Annotated in this window: 16 protein-coding genes; 5 read left to right on the forward strand and 11 right to left on the reverse strand. The window is 66.3% G+C overall.

The window, feature by feature from the left end; genetic code table 11:
* Positions 1 to 348 precede the first annotated feature (348 nt).
* On the forward strand, positions 349 to 2019 hold the full coding sequence (locus LL964_RS02455; protein WP_228329367.1) for a histidine phosphatase family protein: 1671 nt from the start codon (positions 349 to 351) through the stop codon (positions 2017 to 2019).
* 124 nt (positions 2020 to 2143) lie between these two features.
* On the opposite strand, the gene LL964_RS02460 is transcribed toward LL964_RS02455, so the two are convergent.
* On the reverse strand, positions 2144 to 3079 hold the full coding sequence (locus LL964_RS02460; protein WP_104584876.1) for a Gfo/Idh/MocA family protein: 936 nt from the start codon (positions 3077 to 3079) through the stop codon (positions 2144 to 2146).
* A gap of 390 nt (positions 3080 to 3469) precedes the next feature.
* On the opposite strand from LL964_RS02460, the gene LL964_RS02465 reads away from it, so the two are divergent.
* Entirely contained in the window at positions 3470 to 3868 is a 399-nt protein-coding gene (locus LL964_RS02465) for a VOC family protein (protein WP_104584878.1), read from the forward strand.
* 85 nt (positions 3869 to 3953) lie between these two features.
* On the opposite strand, the gene LL964_RS02470 is transcribed toward LL964_RS02465, so the two are convergent.
* Positions 3954 to 4931, reverse strand: coding sequence for an NAD(P)H-quinone oxidoreductase (locus tag LL964_RS02470; protein WP_104584880.1), 978 nt, complete (start codon positions 4929 to 4931; stop codon positions 3954 to 3956).
* Positions 4932 to 5058: 127 nt separating this feature from the next.
* Positions 5059 to 5295 carry a hypothetical protein gene (locus LL964_RS02475; protein WP_104584882.1) on the reverse strand — a complete coding sequence of 79 codons (237 nt, stop codon included), beginning with the start codon at positions 5293 to 5295 and terminating at the stop codon, positions 5059 to 5061.
* A gap of 178 nt (positions 5296 to 5473) precedes the next feature.
* Between LL964_RS02475 and metF the strand changes: the two genes are divergently transcribed.
* Positions 5474 to 6301, forward strand: coding sequence for a methylenetetrahydrofolate reductase [NAD(P)H] (metF, locus tag LL964_RS02480; protein ID WP_104584884.1), 828 nt, complete (start codon positions 5474 to 5476; stop codon positions 6299 to 6301).
* A 105-nt stretch (positions 6302 to 6406) separates the two neighbouring features.
* Positions 6407 to 6997 carry a hypothetical protein gene (locus LL964_RS02485; protein ID WP_104584886.1) on the forward strand — a complete coding sequence of 197 codons (591 nt, stop codon included), beginning with the start codon at positions 6407 to 6409 and terminating at the stop codon, positions 6995 to 6997.
* 192 nt (positions 6998 to 7189) lie between these two features.
* Here the strand turns inward: LL964_RS02485 and LL964_RS02490 are convergent, their stop codons facing one another.
* From LL964_RS02490 to LL964_RS02505, 4 genes are all read right to left on the reverse strand, one after another.
* On the reverse strand, positions 7190 to 8137 hold the full coding sequence (locus LL964_RS02490) for a Nudix family hydrolase (protein ID WP_104584888.1): 948 nt from the start codon (positions 8135 to 8137) through the stop codon (positions 7190 to 7192).
* A gap of 135 nt (positions 8138 to 8272) precedes the next feature.
* Positions 8273 to 8641 (reverse strand): VOC family protein, encoded by a 369-nt coding sequence (locus LL964_RS02495; protein WP_104584890.1) that lies wholly within the window; start codon positions 8639 to 8641, stop codon positions 8273 to 8275.
* Positions 8642 to 9188: 547 nt separating this feature from the next.
* Positions 9189 to 11927, reverse strand: a complete 2739-nt coding sequence (gene secA / locus LL964_RS02500; protein WP_104584892.1) for a preprotein translocase subunit SecA — start codon at positions 11925 to 11927, stop codon at positions 9189 to 9191.
* Between the two features lie 155 nt (positions 11928 to 12082).
* Entirely contained in the window at positions 12083 to 13030 is a 948-nt protein-coding gene (locus tag LL964_RS02505) for a M23 family metallopeptidase (RefSeq protein WP_104584894.1), read from the reverse strand.
* Between LL964_RS02505 and LL964_RS02510 the strand changes: the two genes are divergently transcribed.
* Positions 13031 to 13477, forward strand: coding sequence for a DciA family protein (locus tag LL964_RS02510; protein ID WP_104584896.1), 447 nt, complete (start codon positions 13031 to 13033; stop codon positions 13475 to 13477). It abuts the gene before it with no gap.
* A gap of 304 nt (positions 13478 to 13781) precedes the next feature.
* On the opposite strand, the gene lpxC is transcribed toward LL964_RS02510, so the two are convergent.
* From lpxC to LL964_RS02530, 4 genes are all read right to left on the reverse strand, one after another.
* A complete protein-coding gene (lpxC, locus tag LL964_RS02515) occupies positions 13782 to 14693 on the reverse strand; it encodes a UDP-3-O-acyl-N-acetylglucosamine deacetylase (protein WP_104584898.1) in 912 nt (303 codons plus the stop codon).
* Positions 14694 to 14924: 231 nt separating this feature from the next.
* On the reverse strand, positions 14925 to 16157 hold the full coding sequence (gene ftsZ, locus LL964_RS02520) for a cell division protein FtsZ (RefSeq protein WP_104584900.1): 1233 nt from the start codon (positions 16155 to 16157) through the stop codon (positions 14925 to 14927).
* Between the two features lie 302 nt (positions 16158 to 16459).
* A complete protein-coding gene (gene ftsA / locus LL964_RS02525) occupies positions 16460 to 17695 on the reverse strand; it encodes a cell division protein FtsA (protein WP_003485272.1) in 1236 nt (411 codons plus the stop codon).
* Positions 17692 to 18519, reverse strand: a complete 828-nt coding sequence (locus LL964_RS02530; protein ID WP_104584902.1) for a cell division protein FtsQ/DivIB — start codon at positions 18517 to 18519, stop codon at positions 17692 to 17694. Before LL964_RS02530 ends, ftsA begins: the two co-directional genes overlap by 4 nt.
* Between the last annotated feature and the right edge of the window lie 35 nt (positions 18520 to 18554).

The raw sequence follows: 18554 nt of genomic DNA on the forward strand, positions 1-18554 counted from the left end.
TCACCAGCCCAACCAGGTCACCTGCCACGCACCTGCCCGGCATGTGATCACCTGGCGATCCATATGCAGCCTCCCGCGAAACGCGCGGAGGCTGCATGCACCCGCGTGTCGTCGCCAGGATACGCAGCTGCCATGGTCCAGGCCTCGCCACACGATGAACTGATCGAGAATAAATAGTCACCCAATGCAACAAACGGCGCTGCACAGCGGACCTACCACGCAACCGGCCGCATGCTCTGCCCTCTCGGCGACAGGCATGCGGAACGGTTGACCGCGATGGCGATCGTTGCCGCGTGACGGCACGGCGCGTTCATCGCATCGAACAGTGGAGCCAACCGGAACAGCCCGATGCCTCTGTACTTCGTCCGTCATGGCGAATCGCTCGCCAACGAACAGAACTATTTTGCCGGTGCGCAGAACTCGCCACTCACTCCGCTCGGAAGACGGCAGGCCAGGCAGGCCGCCGACTACATCCGGCAACGCGCACTGCGCTTCGACGAAGTGCATGTCTCCACGCTCGAACGCGCCCAGGCCACGGCGGCGATCATCCTGGAAGGCAGCGCCGAGATGCCGCACATGGTGTCCAGCGCCGCATTGGTGGAGCGCGACTTCGGCATCTTCGCAGGCAGGAACAAGACTCTGATCAAGAAGTCGATCGGGCACCGCCTGTTCGACGCCTGTTTCCACGACGCCAATGGCGCGCCGCCCGACGGCGAGCACTGGATGGACATGTATGCCCGCTGCAAGCACTACTACGACACCGTTCTGGCGCCCCTGGACCGCCAGGGCAAGCGGATCCTGGTCGTAGCGCACAAGTACATCGTCGAGGTGTTCGCATTGATCGCCTCCGGCCTTACGCCCGACCGCTACATCGATTTCCGGCTGCCCAATTCGCGCCCCTTGTCGTGGGACGAACTCAAACGCCTGACCGCACACAGCTCCTCGCGCCTGAACGCACTTGGCGAGCTGACCGAGATCCACCTGCTGCAGTGGATGCTGATCGCCGCGCTGGCCGGCTTCGCCCTTGCCTGCGCCGGAGTGACGCTGCCGCATGCCATCAATTCCACGGCCGTCGTCGCTCTGTTGGCGGTCAATGCGTTCTTTCTTTCGGTACGCATCGCACCGGGCGCGCTGCGACTGACGCGGGGGCCGGAGAACATCGCACTGAGCATGCTCAGCCTGGCGCGGGCAGGGCTGGCGATGATCCTGCTGACCCGGTTCCAGAACGCATGGGTCCATGTGCTGGGGTTGCTGCTGATCGTACCGCCGGCGCTGTCGGTGCCGTCCTTCTCGCTGGCGCGCGGCGGCGATTACTTCTTCGCCGCACGCTACACCCTGGTGCTGTCGATCCTGTTGCCGGTGGCGTTGCTGGTGCTGTTCCTGGATCACCACGAGGTGCTGGGCAACGCGCATGCGCTGGAGCGCTTCTTTGTGGTGTTGCTGCTCGCACTCGGATTTCCTTCGCTGCTGGCCCAGGGCTGGCGCCACGCACGTCCGATCGCGGCCGGCAAGCTGGCCACCAATTGGGCCTGGGTGGGTTCGCTGACGATGGTGCCCATGGCGCTGCTGGTCGCGCTGCGTGCGGGCGGCAGCGCATTGACCGATGCCCTGTCGCACGGCGGATGGCAGGCGTGGGCGGCGTTACTGTTGCCGTTCGCCCTGCTGCTGGCATGTCGGCTGGGCAGCGCGGTCTATCTGCGCACCTATCAACGCGTGAGCGGCAGGGCCATCCATCCCGCCATCGTTTCGGATATCCATCTTCTGCAGACCTTGCCCAATATCTTCCTGTGGCTGAGCCTGTTGCTGCCCGGCACCTTCGCACACGCACCCACGCTGGTGGCGGGTACCCTGCTCGGCTTCTTCGCATTCGCGCTGCTGGACGAGGCCTGGGTGGTGCGGCGCTTCCGCGCGCAGATCGCACCGGCGATGCGGCGCCTTGCGGTACACCCGGCAATGCCCGCGCGTGCACCCACGGCAGCCGCAGCGGCGCAAGCCGATATTGCACTGGATGGAAGATGACACCATCGGTGTCGGGCGCGGCAACCGGCCCGCCCGACACCGATGACTCGCGCGTCAGTACAGCGCGGCAACGCGCAACCAATGCCCTGCACGGTCGCCTGGGGCCACCGTGCAGGGATGCGGTTCACCAGGCGAACGGCGCGGCGACCTTGCGTGCGCCCAGCAGGAAGGCATCGGCCACGTGCACGAAGGGGGTGGTGTCCACCTCCGAGGCACCGGCGCGCACCAGCTCCACGAAACGCTGGTACAGCCCGTCGTACTCGCTGGAAGCCGGCAAGGCCTGCACCTGGCCGTCGATTCGCAGGCTTGCGCCGCCTTCGCCGAGTACCAGCTGGCCCTGAGTGGTCTCCACCTCGATATCCCAGCGCTGGTGTCCGGTCTGCAGGAAATCGAATTCGGCCGTCACCGGCACGCCGGCGGTATCGACGAACGCCAACCGCGCATACAGCGGCGCCTGGCGATTGGCGGGCGTGTGCAACTCGGCTTCGCGCAGGGCGAATGCGCGCGGCAGCACATGGGTGGCGATGGACAGTGCATTGATGCCGGGATCGAACACCCCCATGCCGCCGGGTTCCAGAATCCAGTCCTGCCCCGGATGCCAATGCCGGATGTCTTCCTTCCAGGTGATGTGCGCACGCAGGATCTGCTTGTCGGCCAACCACGCGCGCGCAGGCGCCACGCCCGCAGCGCAGCGCGAATGCCAACTGGTGAACAGACTGCGTTGCGCCTGTTGCGCCACGGTGCGCAGGTCGTCGATCTCCGCGAGGGTGGCGGCTGGCGGCTTCTCCAGGAACACGTGGCGACCGGCAGCCAACGCGGCCGCCGCCAGCGCATGCCGCCCTACCGGCGGCGTACACAAGGCCACCGCCTCGATCTGCGGTTGCGCAGCGAAGGCTTCTTCCAGGGTGTGATAGGCCGGCACGCCCTCCACCGTGCCGTGCCGGCTCACCGTGGCGACCAACTGCACGTCCGGGCGCGCGGCGATGGTCGGCACGTGCTGGTCACGGGCGATCTTGCCGATGCCGACAAGGGCAATGCGCAATGCGTCTGGGTGCTTCATCGAAACCTTCGTGCTGATGAGGATGGAGGGTGTCCGCGCGCCTGCCCGCGCTGCCCTGCGCAACGCACCACAACGGCGCAGTGGTGGTGCGGCAGGCGTCGGTCGCATGCGAAGGCGCAGTGTACGGTCGCCCCCAGGCCGCTGCGAGACATCGCTCCTGCTTGTTTTGCTATACCTGCATGCGACGAACCACGCATCGCTGCATCCGTGTCGCCGCTCCACTGGTGGCCGATGATGGACAAGGATCCGCATCTGGCTACGCACCCCGCTCACTGGGACAAGCCGCACGCGGCCGGACCAACGCCGGCTGCGCATCGATTGACGCACGGTGCCCAGAGGGCACACTGGCACACCCGGCACCGCGCGTGCCCGCCATGCAGGATTGCATCGATGTTGCATCACGTTTCGCTGGGCGTTCGCGCGATCGAGGCATCGGCCGCGTTCTACGACGCCGTCCTCGGTGCGCTCGGCTACGTGCGCGTGTGGTCGGATCTGGCGCCGGGCACGCTCGATCAGGCGGTCGGTTATGGCAAACCGGGCGGCGAGGACTGCCTGGCCTTGAAGCAACGGCCTGCCGGGCGATGCGCACCGGGGTCGGGATTTCATCTGGCATTTTCGGCCACCGATGCGGCGGCCGTGGATGCCTTCCATGCCGCCGCGCTACGGCACGGCGGCCGCAGCAACGGCGCGCCTGGTCCGCGCCCCGACTATGGCGATCGTTACTACGCCGCGTTCGTCATCGATCCGGATGGACACCCCATCGAAGCGGTGGTCCAACACGGCATGTGAGCGTGTCAGCGACAGCGAGCGAGCGCCATCGCCAGCACACCGGCATGCGGTGCTTGATCGCTCTGGAGACAGCCCACCGCGGCAATCACATTTCCAGCACCACCTTGCCCAGGTGACTGCCCTGTTCCAGGTACCGATGCGCCGCGGCCGCGTCGGCCAGCGCGAAGCGCTTGTCCAGCAGCACGCGGAGCTTGCCCTGTTCGATCCAGGGCCAGACCACGCGCTCCACCTGCGCAGCCAGCCGCGCCTTCTCGTCGGCACTGCGCGGACGCAGGGTGGAGCCGGTGAGCACGGCCTGCTTGCGCATCAGCTGCGGGATCGGCACCTGGATGTTCGCGCCGGCCTGCGAGGCGATGTACACGATGCGCCCACCCGGATTGAGCGCTTCCAGGGTATCGGCGAAGACGGCGGCACCGACCATGTCCAGCGCCACGTCCACGCCGCCATGCGCCCTGGCTGTCTCGACGAACGATGCGGTGGTGGAATCGATCGCCACGTCGGCGCCCAGCTCGCGCGCCTGCGCGGCCTTGCCGGCCGAGCGCGCGGTCGCCAGCACTCGGGCACCGGCGGCCTTGGCCATCTGGATCGCAGTCACCCCGATACCGGAGGTGGCACCATGCAGCAACAACCACTCGCCCGCTGCCAGCCGGCCGTGTTCGAACAGGTTCGCGTAGGCGGTGAAGACGGTTTCCGGCAAGGCGGCGGCATGCACGAAGTCCATCCCCGCCGGAATCGGCAGCACATGGCGCGCATCGGCTACCACGTACTGCGCGTAGCCACCGCCGCCGAGCAGGGCGCAGACGCGGTCGCCCACCTTCCAGCGACCAGCCGGCTCCACGATCTCGCCGGCCACTTCCAGGCCCAGCGTCTCCGGCGCACCCGGCGGCGGCGGGTAGTGGCCAGCGCGCTGCAGCAGGTCGGGGCGATTGACCCCGGCGGCGTGCACGCGGATCAGCACCTGCCCCGGCGCAGGGCGCGGGCATGCTTGCTCGGTCGGGTGCAACGCATCGGCGTCGCCCTTGCCATCGCGGACGGCGATGGCGGTCATGGTGGTGTCGCGCATGCGGACGCTCCGTGAGAAAGCGTCCAGTGTAGGCAAGCGGACGTGAGCCCCCGGCACACAGGCAGATGCGACGCGAAGGCCGCTGCTGCACGCGCGTCGGCCGGTGGCGGACGCGCGTGGCAGGCGCTTACTCCGCGTTCGAAGTGGAGTCCCGATCGATGTATTGGCGAATCGCTTCGAACACCTTGGACGTGCCGTCGTCCTGGCCCGATGGCAGCCGCGCCGCGAAATCGCTCAACAGCTTGTCGCCGTCCACACCGGGCTGCTCGGCCAGGGCAAGCGCCAGATCGCCGACGCTACGCGCCAGCGCGACCCAGATGCGGCCCAGCGATTCGGCGATTACGTCCATTTCTTCTTCTTGCATGTCGCGCTCCGATCAAGTGGCGTGGGGTGATCGAGCTTACCGCGTGCGCCCTGCGCCCATGCAAGCGTTGCGAGCAGACCCGACTGCCGGGATGCCACGATCGGGACACCCGCAACCAAATATGCATTCATCGCGATGAAGCGATATTATGTCGACACGCTCCGCCGGACCCGCCGCGATGACGCATCTGAGTTTCGAGTTCTACCCACCCAAGACCGACGAACAACGTGCGCAGCTGGACCGCACGGCGGCAAGGTTGCGGGGCTACACGCCGGAATACGTCTCGTGCACCTTCGGCGCCGGCGGCTCCACGCTCAGCTACACCTCCGAGACCGTGCGCCATCTCAAGCAGAAGCATGGCTTCGAGGCGGCACCGCATCTGTCCTGCGTCGGCGGCAACCGCCAGGAGATCCGCGAGCTGCTCAAGCTGTATCGCGCCATCGGCTGTACCCGCATCGTCGCGTTGCGTGGCGACCTGCCCTCGGGCATGGGCCACCCTGGCGACCTGCGTTATGCCTCGGACCTGATCGCCTTCATCCGCGCCGAACACGGCACCGCCTTCCGCATCGAAGTGGGCGCCTATCCGGAGACCCATCCGCAGGCAGTCGACGCACTCAGCGACCTGCGCTATTTCAAGGCCAAGGTCGATGCCGGCGCAGATGCGGCGATCACCCAGTATTTCTACAACGCCGATGCGTACTTCCATTTCCGCGACGCGGCCGAGCGCATGGGCGTGGCGATCCCGATCGTTCCGGGCATCATGCCGATCTCCAATTTTTCGCAATTGCGGCGTTTTTCCGAGCAATGCGGCGCCGAGATTCCGCGCTGGATCGGCAAGAAGATGCAGTCCTACGGCGACGACGCCGAGGCGGTGCGCGCCTTCGGCGCCGAGGTCGTGGCCGCCCTGTGCGAGCGTCTGATCGCCGGCGGCGCGCCGGCACTGCATTTCTACACCCTCAACCTGGCCAAGCCGACCACCCAGGTGCTGCAGCTGCTCGGGCGCTGAGTCCGACCGCCCTGCCCGACCGGCGCGGGCGGCGCGGCAACGCCTCGATACCCGGCGCATCACCTATTCCTCCCCAGCTCACGCGCGCCCGGCTACGCTGCGCCAATGCCTCGTTCCCTGCTGCCCCTGCTAGCGCTGCTGTTCTTTCTGTACCCCACTTTGCGCGCACACGCCCAGGAGATCCGGCGCTGCGTGACACCGGACGGGCAGACCATGTTCACCGATCGCCGCTGCGAGGACGTCGGCGCTGCCACGCGTGCGCCGCCGGCGGTGCGCACCCAGGGCAATACCGGTCTGTATCGCTACGGCTGCCCACGTCGGCTCAGCGAGCTGGTAGCGTTGCTGCAATCGGCAGTGGACAGCCGCGACGTCAATCGGCTGTCCAGTCTGTATCTGTGGAACGGCCAAACCGACAGCGCCGCCAACCGGGTGCTGAGCCGGCTGGAGGCCATCGCCCAACGCCCGTTGCTGGACATCGTGCCGATGTATCCGCAAACCGATCCCCCCGCCTGGGACAACGATGGCGCAGCGACCACGCCATCGCTGGACGGCAGCGCGATCGACGCACCGCTGCCCGCCCCCACGCGTCCGCGCCCCTGGGGCCTGCGCCTGGAGCAGAACCTGCCCAGCGGCACGCCCGCACGCAGCGTGCTGCGGCTGCGCCGTCAGTACAACTGCTTCTGGGTGACGTTCTAGAGCGGGCAAGCGCCGCCTGGCACACGCGGGGGCAACTCGGGCGATCGGTGTGGCAGCTGCGTACCGACGCAGGCAATCTCCAAGGCCGATGCCTTGCTACATGCAGTCGTGGGGTGGAAACGCATGGAGCGCTGAATGCAGAGTGCCCGGTCATGGCAGAGCGCTTTCGACGGCCAGACAGCCTGTGCGCGCTCAGTCGGGCCACAGGCCGCGAATCGCGGCGATGCCTTGCGCCCCATGCGCGCGTGCCTGGCGCAGATCGTCGATGCACAGACCGCCCAGCGCATAGATCGGCAACGCGACCTGTTCGCGCAAGGCTTCGAATCCATCCCATCCCATCGGGGCCGCATGCGGGTGCGATGCCGTCGCCCGTACCGGGCCCAGCACCGCGAAATCGCAGCCGAGCCGTTGCGCATGGCGCAGATCCTCCAGCCCGTGACAGGACGCCGCCACCAGTTGCCCGGGCGGCAGCGGGCGCTGCTGCAGCTCCGCCAACTGCTCGGCGCCCAGATGGACGCCGACGCCGAGCTCGGCGGCCAGTGCGGCATCGCGGTTGAGCAGCAATTGCGCGCGGGAGCGGCCGCGCAGGCGCATCACCTGCTGCAACAACCCGTGCCAGCGCGCGGTCGCGGTCTGCCGCGCACGCAGCTGGATGCGGGTCGCACCGTCCTGCAGCGCGCGCTCCAGCGCCTGCAGCCAACGCGCATCGTCGTCCGGTTCGGGCGTGATCACATAGCGCTCGGGCTGGCGCAGCACGCCCACCACCGGCACATCGGCAGGGGGCATCGAATAGCGCGACAGTTTGTCGGCTGCCACCCAGGTCATCGCCTGGCCCTCGCGGCCGCGCGGGCTGCCCTTCCAGGCGGTGATGTGGCGTACTTCCAGACGCAGGCGCTTGTCCGGATACAGCTGCGGCACCTCCATCACCCAGTCACCGACCTGCGCCTCGATCCCCAGTTCTTCATTGAGTTCGCGCGCCAGCGCCTGCTCCGAGCTTTCGCCGGGCTCGCGCTTGCCGCCCGGAAACTCCCACAGCCCGGGCATGTCGCGGGTTTCGGTACGGCGGGTCAACAGGATGCGGCCGCGCGGGTCGGTGATCACGCCGGCAACGACGTGAATGGATCTCAGGGAATCGGGCATGGCACAAGAGTGCCGCGAGTGAGCCGTTCAGTGCAATCGCTTGGGGGCGGGGATTCGGGATTGGGGATTCGGGATTTGTCGAAGCGCGGCGTGCTTGCTTCTGCCAATCCCCAATCCCCAATGCCCAATCCCGGCCTACAGCGGATGCCCGATGCGCCACAGTACTCCGCTGGGATCGTGCAAGGTGAAATCGCGCGCCCCCCAGGGCCGGTCTTCCGGTGCGCTGAAGCTCACGCCGAACTGCTCGTCCAGCCCCGTGTCGTGCATGTGCTGCCACCAGGCATCGGCATCGTCCACCCATAGATGCAGCATGAGATTCTCGGCCAGCTCGCGCACGTAGAAGTCCTGCAGCAGGAACGCGCAATGCGCGCCATGCCGGAAGCAGCTCACAGTGCCGACCTCGTCCTCCTGCACGAAGCCCAGCGCACGGTAGAACCGCTGCGACAGCGCATAGTCGCGCGCAGGCACGAACACCTTCAATTGCTGGCTCGACAGCTGCGACATGACGCACTCCACGCTGGACGTGGATCGAGCATACGCCCTGCAGTGGCGCGGGCGCAGACGCCTGCGTACAGCCGGGCACGGTTAGTGCCCTTGCGCGATGACAAGTGTGTCGAACCTGCTCGGCCGGTGAACCTCTCCGCATCGCCACAGGATGCAAAGCCCCCCCTTGGTAAGGGGGCGCGCCGAAGGCGCGGGGGATCGGAAGCTAAGGACCGTGCGCCCAACGTCCGCGAAGCGGACGTTGGGTGGGCCGCCCGAAATGCGGGCGGCCCCACGGTCAGCTCAGCATCGACTCGAGCACCCGGCAAAAAGCACGACCTGCGATGGCGCCGCGCACATTTAAGGCGGCACCTGTGTACCTGCTGCACGTCCCAACTGAATCGGCCGGTGAACCTCTCCGCATCGGCACAGGATGCAAAGCCCCCTTTGGCAAGGGGGGCGCGCCGAAGGCGCAGGGGATCGGAAGCAAGGACCGTGCACCAGGCGTCCGCTACGCGGATGCCTGGTGCGCAGCCCGCTTCGCGGGCTGCGCCACGGTCAACTCAGCTCAGCTGAGTTGACCGTGGCAGTGCTTGTACTTCTTGCCGCTACCGCACGGGCAGGGATCGTTACGGCCGACCTTGGGCTCGTCGCGGGTGACCTGCGAGACCGGTACCGGCGCGTTGCCGCCCTGCATCTGCTGCACCTCCTCGTCGGCGCCATAACCGCCGGCATCCTGGTGCTGGAACTGCGAGGCCATCAGGCGGGCTTCGGCCTGGCGACGCTCCTGCTCTTCCAGTTCGGCCACTTCTTCCTCGCTGCGGATACGCACGCGCGCCAGCAGGTTGATCACCTCGCGCTTGACGTTCTCCAGCATCTCGGAGAACAGTTCGAAGGCTTCCTTCTTGTATTCCTGCTTGGGCTGCTTCTGCGCGTAACCGCGCAGGTAGATGCCCTGCCGCAAGTAATCCATCTTGGCCAGATGCTCCTTCCAGCCCTGGTCGAGCACGGTCAGCATCACGTGCTTCTCCAGCGCGCGCATAGTGTCGTTGCCCACCGCCGCTTCCTTCTCGGCAAAGTGCGCATCCACCGCCGCCTGGACCTTGGCGGCAATCTGCTCGGCATCCAGTTCTTCCTGCGTGCGCGCCATTTCGCGCAGCGCCAGCGGCATGCCCAGTTCCGACTCCAGCGTGGCCTCCAGACCCTGCAGGTCCCACTGCTCGTCCACCGAATTGGGCGGCACGAAGCGTGCGACCAGGTCGTAGATCACATCGCCACGGATGCCGTCCACGTTGTCCTTGACCGATTCGGCATCCAGCAATTCGTCGCGCTGGGCGTAGATCACCTTGCGCTGATCGTTGTTGACGTCGTCGAAGTCCAGCAGGTTCTTGCGGATGTCGAAGTTATGCGCTTCCACCTTGCGCTGCGCCTTCTCGATCTGCCGGCTGACCAGGCGATCCTCGATGACGTCGTCTTCCTTCATGCCCATCATGCGCATCGCCTTCTGGACCCAGTCCGAGGCGAAGATGCGCATCAGGTTGTCTTCGAGCGACAGATAGAAGCGCGAGGACCCCGGGTCGCCCTGACGGCCGGCACGGCCGCGCAGCTGGTTGTCGATACGCCGCGACTCGTGGCGCTCGGTACCGATGATGTGCAGGCCGCCGGCCGCCTTGACCGCGTCATGGCGACGCTGCCACTCGGTCTTGATCTTGAAGCGCGCGTCTTCGCTGGCGTCTTCACCCAGAGCGTGATACTCGGATTCGAGCGAACCGCCCAGCACGATGTCGGTACCGCGACCGGCCATGTTGGTGGCGATGGTCACCGCGCCCGGCTGGCCGGCGTTGGCCACGATGGTGGCTTCGCGCTCGTGCTGCTTGGCGTTGAGCACTTCGTGCTTCACACCGGCCTTGCGCAGATGCTCGGACAGCATCTCCGAGGTCTCGATCGAGGTGGTTCCCACCAGCACCGGCTGGCCGCGCTTGGCGCAGTCTTCGATGTCGGCCAGCACCGCGTTGAACTTGCCCTTGCGGTTGAGGAACACCTGGTCCGGATGGTCCTTACGCACGGTCGGGCGGTTGGTCGGAATCACCACCACTTCCAGGCCGTAGATGCTCTGGAATTCGTAGGCTTCGGTATCGGCCGTGCCGGTCATGCCGGACAGCTTCTTGTACATGCGGAACAGGTTCTGGAAGGTGATGCTGGCCAGGGTCTGGTTCTCGCGCTGCACCGGCACGCCTTCCTTCGCTTCGACTGCCTGGTGCAGGCCGTCGGACCAGCGGCGCCCGGTCAGGGTGCGGCCGGTGAATTCGTCCACGATCACCACTTCGCCATCGCGCACGATGTAGTCCACATCGCGCTGATAGATCGCGTGCGCACGCAGCGCGGCGTTGAGGTGATGTACCACGCTCAGGTTCTGCGCGGCATACAGACCGTCGTCGGCGTTCTCCAGGATGCCGGCCTGCACCAGCAGTTCCTCGGCATGCCCCATGCCCGCTTCGGACAGGTGCACCTGCTTGCCCTTCTCGTCGACCCAGAAGTCGCCTTCGCCCTCTTCGCTCTCCTGCTTGGTCAGCTGCGGCACGATGCGATTGACGCGGATGTACAGTTCCGGCGATTCGTCGGCCGGGCCGGAGATGATCAGCGGGGTGCGCGCTTCGTCGATCAGGATCGAGTCCACTTCGTCGACGATGGCGTAATGCAGCTTGCGCTGGTAACGGTCGGCCCGCGACAGCGCCATGTTGTCGCGCAGGTAGTCGAAGCCGAACTCGTTGTTGGTGCCGTAGGTGATGTCGGCAGCGTAGGCGGCGTGCTTGTCGCTGTGCGGCATGCCCGGATACACCACGCCCACGCTCAGGCCCAGCCAGTTGTACAGCTTGCCCATCTGCGCCGAGTCGCGCCGCGCCAGGTAGTCATTGACCGTCACCACGTGCACGCCCTGGCCTTCCAGTGCGTTGAGATACACCGGCAGTGTGGCCACCAGGGTCTTGCCTTCGCCGGTACGCATTTCGGCGATCTTGCCCAGGTGCAGCACCATGCCGCCGATCAGCTGCACGTCGTAGTGGCGCATGCCCAGCACGCGGCGGCTGGCCTCCCGGCAGACCGCGAACGCCTCGGGCAGGATCTTGTCCAGGGACTGCCCCTCGGCAAGCCGTTGCTTGAACTCCGGGGTCTTGGCTTGCAGCTCGGCGTCGGAAAGCTTCTCGATCGTCGGCTCCAGCGCATTGATCTGGGTGACGAGGCGGTTGAGCTGGCGCAGCTGGCGTTCGTTACGACTGCCGAAGACACGGGTAAGCAGACTGTTGATCATTGAAGAAACCGGTTGAAAAGGAACGGTTTGACCGACGCCGGTCCCCTGGAGCCGACCGCCGTAAACGAAACAGGGCGCACTGCGCCCTGTCGATGGCAACACCCTATTGTAGCTTGGGGCGGGGCTTCACGAATCAAGCACCGCCGGCCACGCCATCAGCCGCGCCCACGCCGGCCCACCGGAGTGGTGGCGGTATCGCCCAGGAACTTGCGTGGATTGACCACGCGCCCGTTGGCCCACACCTCGAAGTGCACGTGCGCCCCGGTGGAGCGTCCGCTGGAACCGGCCCTGGCCACCTGCTGCCCGGCACGGACCAGATCGCCGACCTTCACCACCAGCCGCGAGTTGTGCGCGTAGCGGGTGACATAGCCGTTGCCGTGATCCACTTCGACCACGTTGCCGTAGCCGCCCCGCACGCCGGCATAGCTGACCACGCCATCGGCCACCGACAGCACCGGATCGCCCACGTTGGCGTGGAAATCCACACCCTTGTGGAAGGCCGAGCCGCCATCGAACGGATCGGCGCGGCCGCCGAAGCCGGAGGTGATGTAGGTATTGCGGATCGGCATCCGCGACGGCACGGCGTTCTGCTCAAGCTGGTGATCGAACATCAGCGAGGCCAGCACGTTGAGCTGCTGGCCGGAGGCGGAGAACTGCTGTTCGACCTGTCCCAGGCTCTGCTTGAGCGACTCGACCGGCATGTCGCTGACCGCCTCGTCGCCGCCACCGACGCCGACCGGCGCGTCGAAGTCGAATTCGCCGTCCTTCAGCTTGCCCATGTCGGTCAGCCGTTCGCCCAGGGCATTGAGGCGGGTGGCCTGCGCCTGCAGTTCGCCCAGGCGGGCCGCCAGGGCATTGACCTGCGCCTGCGAGGCACGCTGCGCCTGTGCGAGTTCGGTCTGCTGCTGCGCGACCTTGGCCTGCAGCGCGGAATTGGTCACCATGCCGGTGGCGGTGCTTGCACCGACGCCGATCAGCATGCCCAGGCCCAGGACCGCGCCAAGCACCATCATCGGCCGATCCGCAGCAAAACTCTGGAACTGTCGGGCCACACGCTGGGCCCGGGTCTGTCGGGATTTGATTACGACTTTCTTCAACGCCATATGAGTGTCATGTCCAAGCCCAAGTCCAACGCACGCAACCCTTCCGTTCCCCAGCCAGCCATCGAGGCCGCACTGGGCGAAAAGGCTGGCGACCCCTTGCGTCGCGCCTTGTGGCTCGATGCGCTGGACCGGCAGTTGCGTCCCCTGTTACCACCTCATCTGGCTAGCCGTTGCCGGTTGGCCAATGTCCGAGGCGAACAGCTCGTTTTTCTGGTGGATTCGCCGGTCTGGCATGCCAAGGTGCGGCTTGCCGAGACCCAAATCCTGGATGCCGCCCGATCCATCGGGCTGAAAACCACCGCAGTGGCTGTCAAGACTGCAAGCGCCATGCCGCACTCCCCAGCGCAGCAGAGCCGCGACCGGCCGCGGCCGGTGTCCGACGCCACGTACAGGGGTCTGCGCGACGCACTTGCCTCCCTGCAGGACGTCCCGCCGACCAAGCGCTGAGGCACTGGGCGCGTTACGTGACGGCAGTCACCGCGTGAAACGCTTGCAAAGACCGCGATGGCCGCAGGCATGCTAGCGGGCCGGCGTCGTGCGGGAGTTAGATAAGCCTTAAATAAAAGTTAAGAATCGGCCACAAAGCTGACGCAAGTCACACTTTGCATGCCAATTGCGGCATTCCCTGACACACGTCAGGGATGGCGCCACCAGCAGACGCTCTGGCTGCAGTCAGGCACCAGGGGATCCGAACAGGGAGACCGGCGTACGGTAGCGCCCGCCGACCAGGCGCTGCCGGCCGACGGGTCGCTCAGGCGTAGACCGGGCTGGCGTAGGTGACCGGCGGGCGCTCGGCGCCTTCGGCAAAGCTGACCCATTCCCAGGCACTCTGGTCGGCCAACAGCGCACGCACCAGCTTGTTGTTGAGGGCGTGGCCGGACTTGAACCCTTCATAGGCGCCCAGGATCGCGCCGCCAGCCAGGTACAGGTCGCCGATGGCGTCCAGGATCTTGTGGCGGACGAATTCGTTGGTATAGCGCAGCCCGTCCTCGTTGAGCACGCGGAACTCGTCCAGCACGATGGCGTTGTCCATCGAGCCGCCCAGGCCCAGGTTGCGCTCGCGCATGTACTCGAGATCGCGCATGAAGCCGAAGGTGCGCGCGCGCGAGATCTCCTTGACGTAGGCCGAGGTGGAGAACTCGATTTCCTGGCGCGATTGCTTGGCCGGGATCATCGGGTGGTTGAATTCGATGGTGAAACCGAGCTTGTAGCCCTCGTACGGCTCGAACCGCGCGATCTTGTCGCCTTCGCGCACTTCCACCGGCCGCTTGATGCGGATGAAACGCTTGGGCTTGTCCTGCTCGACGATGCCTGCCGACTGCAACAGGAACACGAACGGACCGGAGGAGCCGTCCATGATCGGCAGTTCGGCCGAGGACAGTTCGACGATGACGTTGTCCACGCCCAGGCCGGCCAGTGCCGACATCAGGTGTTCGACGGTCTGGATCTTGGCGCCGTTGCAGGTCAGCCCGGTGCACAGGGTGGTCTCGGTGACCAGCTCGGCATCGGCGGGGACGTCGACCGCCGGCTCCAGGTCCACTCTGCGGAACATCACGCCATGATCGACCGGGGCCGGCCGCAAGGTCATATACACCTTGTCGCCGCTGTGCAGGCCGACACCGGTGGCGCGGATGGTGTTCTTGAGAGTGCGTTGCTGGGTCATAGGACGAAGTCTGGAGGAACGATGCAGACAGACGCTGAACAGGCCGTCGAATTCGGTGAGGTTATCCGAATTTTAACAAGTTACACGTGATGAGCGGTGTCATGCCCCGGTCACGCCACTGCAAAAGCTGCCGGATCGGGACCGATCCGGCAGAAAGGACATGGCAGTGCGGCCAGACGCGCGCGTCTGGCTGGACGGGCTGCGCCCCCGTGGCGACGCAGCCGGCGCCCGTCAGTCGGCCTGGCGGCGCAGGAACGCCGGGATATCCAGGTAATCGTTGGGCAGCTCGGCAGCCGGCGGCGCCGAGTGACCGGCCGAGCCGTTGCCGACCGAATCGCTGCTCGGACGACGCAGGCCCAGGCCCATGCTGCCGCCGACGGCCTTGGAGACCGCATCGCCGCTGCCGGTGTCGAAATCGCCGAATTCCGGCTGGCCGGTGGTGGCGTTGCGCACCAGCTTGATCGGCGCGCGCTGGTCCGGACGCTGGGTCTGACGTGCAACCGCACGGTTCAGGCCGGTGGCCACCACGGTCACGCGCACTTCGTCCTGCATGTCCGGGTCCAGCACGGTGCCGACGACCACGGTGGCATCTTCGGAAGCGAACGCTTCGATGGTGCGGCCGATCTCGTCGAACTCGGACATGGTGAAGTCCGGGCCGGCGGTGATGTTGACCAGGATGCCGTTGGCGCCGGCCAGGTTCACATCGTCCAGCAGCGGGTTCTGGATGGCGGCTTCGGCTGCGGCCTGCGCGCGATCGTCGCCGCGTGCCGAACCGGTGCCCATCATCGCCAGGCCCATTTCCGACATCACGGTGCGCACGTCGGCGAAGTCGACGTTGATCAGACCCGGACGCACGATCAGATCGGCAATGCCCTGCACCGCGCCCTGCAGCACATCGTTGGCGGCGCGGAAGGCCTGGATCATGGTGGCGTTGCGGCCGAGCACGGTGATCAGCTTTTCATTGGGAATGGTGATCAGCGAGTCGCAATGCTGGCTCAGTTCCTCGATGCCCTTCAGTGCCACCTGCATACGGCGGCGGCCTTCGAACGGGAACGGCTTGGTGACCACGGCCACGGTCAGGATGCCCATTTCCTTTGCCAGCTGCGCCACCACCGGCGCGGCGCCGGTGCCAGTGCCGCCGCCCATGCCGGCGGTGATGAAGACCATGTCCGCACCCTGCAGCGCGTCCATGATGCGCTCGCGATCTTCCAGCGCCGCCTGACGGCCGACTTCCGGATTGGCGCCCGCGCCCAGGCCCTTGGTGACGTTCGTGCCGAGCTGCAGCTGCAGCTTGGCGCCGCAGTTCTTGATCGCCTGCGAGTCGGTGTTGGCGGTGATGAACTCCACGCCATCGACATTGGTGTTGACCATGTGCGCCACCGCGTTGCCGCCACCGCCGCCGACGCCGACGACCTTGATGACCGCGTTGGGAGCCATTTTTTCAATCAGTTCGAAATGTGCCATGTCAGTGTCCTCTTGGGCCGGGATTGGGGAGTGGGGATTGGGGATTCGCAAAAGCGAGGGTCCCTGCCCACTCCGCACCACGGCGAGTGTTGTTGTTTGAAAGTCGGGACTCGTGTGCCGGGACCATGGATGCGCTGTTGCGCTCCACGGCTCACTGCACCTGCTCCTCGACGTAAATCCTGCCAAAAAGTTTACCGCCTACCTGCTCGCCGCTCTCTACTTGATCTTCGCAACCGCCGCCGCTTTGCCTTTCGCTTCTTGCTCTTGCCAATCCCGAATCCCAACTCCCGAATCCCAGCCGCTCAGAATTCGCCGCGATACCAATTCTTCAATTTCTTGAACAAGCTCCCGGCGCGTCCGGTCGGGATCGACGGGCGACGTGGGTGTTCGATCTGGCTGCCCATCAGCAGCAAGCCCACGCCGGAGGCGTGTACCGGGTTGCCGACGACTTCCCCGAGGCCGGTGACGTGCTGGGGGATGCCCACGCGCACCGGCATCTGCAGCATTTCTTCGGCCAGTTCCACCACGCCTTCCATCTTCGATGCGCCACCGGTGAGCACCATGCCGGCGCGCACCATCTCCTCGAAGCCGGAGCGACGCAGTTCGGCCTGCACCATCTCGAAGATTTCCTCGTAACGGCCCTGTACCGCCTGCGCGAGCGCATGCCGCGGCATGCGGCGCGGCGGGCGGTCGCCCACCGACGGCACCTGGATGCTTTCTTCGGCGGTGGCCAGCTGCGCCAGCGCGCAGGCATAGCGGACCTTGATCTGCTCGGCTTCCGGGGTGGGCGTGCGCAGCATGTGCGCGATGTCGTTGGTGACGTGGTCGCCGGCGATCGGCAGCGAGGCGGTGTGACAGATCGCGCCCTGCACATACACCGCCAGATCGGTGGTGCCGGCGCCGATATCCACCAGCACCACGCCCAGCTCGCGTTCGTCGGCGGTCAGTACCGCCACCGAGGACGCCAGCGAGGACAGCACCAGATCGTCCACCTGCAGGCCGCACTTCTGCACGCACTTGGTGATGTTGGCCGCGGCCGACTGCGCGCACACCACCAGGTGCGCATGCACCTCCAGACGCACGCCGGTCATGCCGACCGGATTGCGGATGCCTTCCTGCGAATCGTCCAGCACGTACTCGCGCGGGATCGCATGCAGGATGCGCTGGTCGGCCGGAATGGCCACGGCCTTGGCAGCATCGAGCACGCGTTCCAGATCGCTCCAGGTCACTTCGCCATCGCGGATCGGCACGATGCCGGGCGAGTTCTTGCACTGCACGTGGTTGCCGGAGATCGACGCGTACACCGAGCGGATCTCGCAGCCGGCCATCAGCTCGGCCTCTTCGACCGCCCGCTGGATCGACTGCACGGTGGATTCGATGTCCACCACCACGCCGCGCTTGAGCCCGCGCGATTCATGCGAACCGATGCCGATCACTTCGATCGGATTGCCTGGCGAGTATTCGCCGACCAGCGCAACGACCTTGGAGGTGCCGATGTCCAGTCCAACGATGAGGGATTTGTCGCCTTTGCGGTTCATGTCTTAAAGCCGGGATTCGGGATTCGGGATACGGGATTGGGAAAACGCGGAAGAGCCAGGGCGACGGGAGGTCCAGAAGATGCTGCGCGATGCCGGGGCTGCACTCTTTCCAATCCCGAATCCCGACTCTCCAATCCCTGCCGTTCAACCGTAAAGCCATTGGTGTAACGCAGGTCGGCGCGTGCGATCGGACGCTGCGGGTCGGCCAGCTGCGGCAACACGCGGGCGAAGCGCTGCAGGCGCGCGCGCGCATCGTCGCGGCCCACCATGATCTGCAGGCCATTGCTCAAGCCCAGCGACCAGCTGCCGCGCGCGTCCAGCTCCAGGCGATCCACATCCAGCCCGGTCGGCGCGAACAGCGCACGCGATTCGTTGTACAGCGCCACCACGTCCTGCGTCTTGCTGTCCGGACCGACGAGCTGGGGCAGCTTGAAATCCTTCAGCAACGGCGGCGTGCGGAACAACCGGCCCTGTTCGGACAGCATGCGATCGGCGCCCCAGCGCGCGAACGGCTGGTGTTCGGTCACCCGCACTTCCAGCACATCCGGCCAGCGCTTGCGCACCTGCGCGCTCTCCACCCACGGCAGGCGCGCGATGGCGTCCTGCGCCTGCTGCAGCTTCACCGCAAAAAAGCCTGCGCGCGCATACGGCAGCACCACCGCGCGCAATTGCTCGGCAGGTACCCGCTTGAAATCGCCCGACACCCGCAACTTGGCCAGCGGCCAGCGCTCGGCGCCCACCCAACCATTGAGCACGGCCACCACCGGCAATGCGACCAGCGCCACCGCAAGCAGCCAGGCGAGGATGCGCAGGGTGGCGTTCATGGGCACGCTCCGCGTGCTGCGGGACCCGGGAACAT

Source organism: Xanthomonas melonis, from assembly GCF_020783655.1.
Lineage (GTDB): Bacteria > Pseudomonadota > Gammaproteobacteria > Xanthomonadales > Xanthomonadaceae > Xanthomonas > Xanthomonas melonis.

Excerpts from the sequence above, each read along its gene's own strand:
- LL964_RS02455 (WP_228329367.1), top strand. The coding sequence starts at position 349 with ATGCCTCTGTACTTCGTCCGTCATGGCGAATCGCTCGCCAACGAACAG.
- LL964_RS02460 (WP_104584876.1), bottom strand. The coding sequence starts at position 3,079 with ATGAAGCACCCAGACGCATTGCGCATTGCCCTTGTCGGCATCGGCAAG.
- LL964_RS02465 (WP_104584878.1), top strand. The coding sequence starts at position 3,470 with ATGTTGCATCACGTTTCGCTGGGCGTTCGCGCGATCGAGGCATCGGCC.
- LL964_RS02470 (WP_104584880.1), bottom strand. The coding sequence starts at position 4,931 with ATGCGCGACACCACCATGACCGCCATCGCCGTCCGCGATGGCAAGGGC.
- LL964_RS02475 (WP_104584882.1), bottom strand. The coding sequence starts at position 5,295 with ATGCAAGAAGAAGAAATGGACGTAATCGCCGAATCGCTGGGCCGCATC.
- metF (WP_104584884.1), top strand. The coding sequence starts at position 5,474 with ATGACGCATCTGAGTTTCGAGTTCTACCCACCCAAGACCGACGAACAA.
- LL964_RS02485 (WP_104584886.1), top strand. The coding sequence starts at position 6,407 with ATGCCTCGTTCCCTGCTGCCCCTGCTAGCGCTGCTGTTCTTTCTGTAC.
- LL964_RS02490 (WP_104584888.1), bottom strand. The coding sequence starts at position 8,137 with ATGCCCGATTCCCTGAGATCCATTCACGTCGTTGCCGGCGTGATCACC.
- LL964_RS02495 (WP_104584890.1), bottom strand. The coding sequence starts at position 8,641 with ATGTCGCAGCTGTCGAGCCAGCAATTGAAGGTGTTCGTGCCTGCGCGC.
- secA (WP_104584892.1), bottom strand. The coding sequence starts at position 11,927 with ATGATCAACAGTCTGCTTACCCGTGTCTTCGGCAGTCGTAACGAACGC.
- LL964_RS02505 (WP_104584894.1), bottom strand. The coding sequence starts at position 13,030 with ATGGCGTTGAAGAAAGTCGTAATCAAATCCCGACAGACCCGGGCCCAG.
- LL964_RS02510 (WP_104584896.1), top strand. The coding sequence starts at position 13,031 with ATGAGTGTCATGTCCAAGCCCAAGTCCAACGCACGCAACCCTTCCGTT.
- lpxC (WP_104584898.1), bottom strand. The coding sequence starts at position 14,693 with ATGACCCAGCAACGCACTCTCAAGAACACCATCCGCGCCACCGGTGTC.
- ftsZ (WP_104584900.1), bottom strand. The coding sequence starts at position 16,157 with ATGGCACATTTCGAACTGATTGAAAAAATGGCTCCCAACGCGGTCATC.
- ftsA (WP_003485272.1), bottom strand. The coding sequence starts at position 17,695 with ATGAACCGCAAAGGCGACAAATCCCTCATCGTTGGACTGGACATCGGC.
- LL964_RS02530 (WP_104584902.1), bottom strand. The coding sequence starts at position 18,519 with ATGAACGCCACCCTGCGCATCCTCGCCTGGCTGCTTGCGGTGGCGCTG.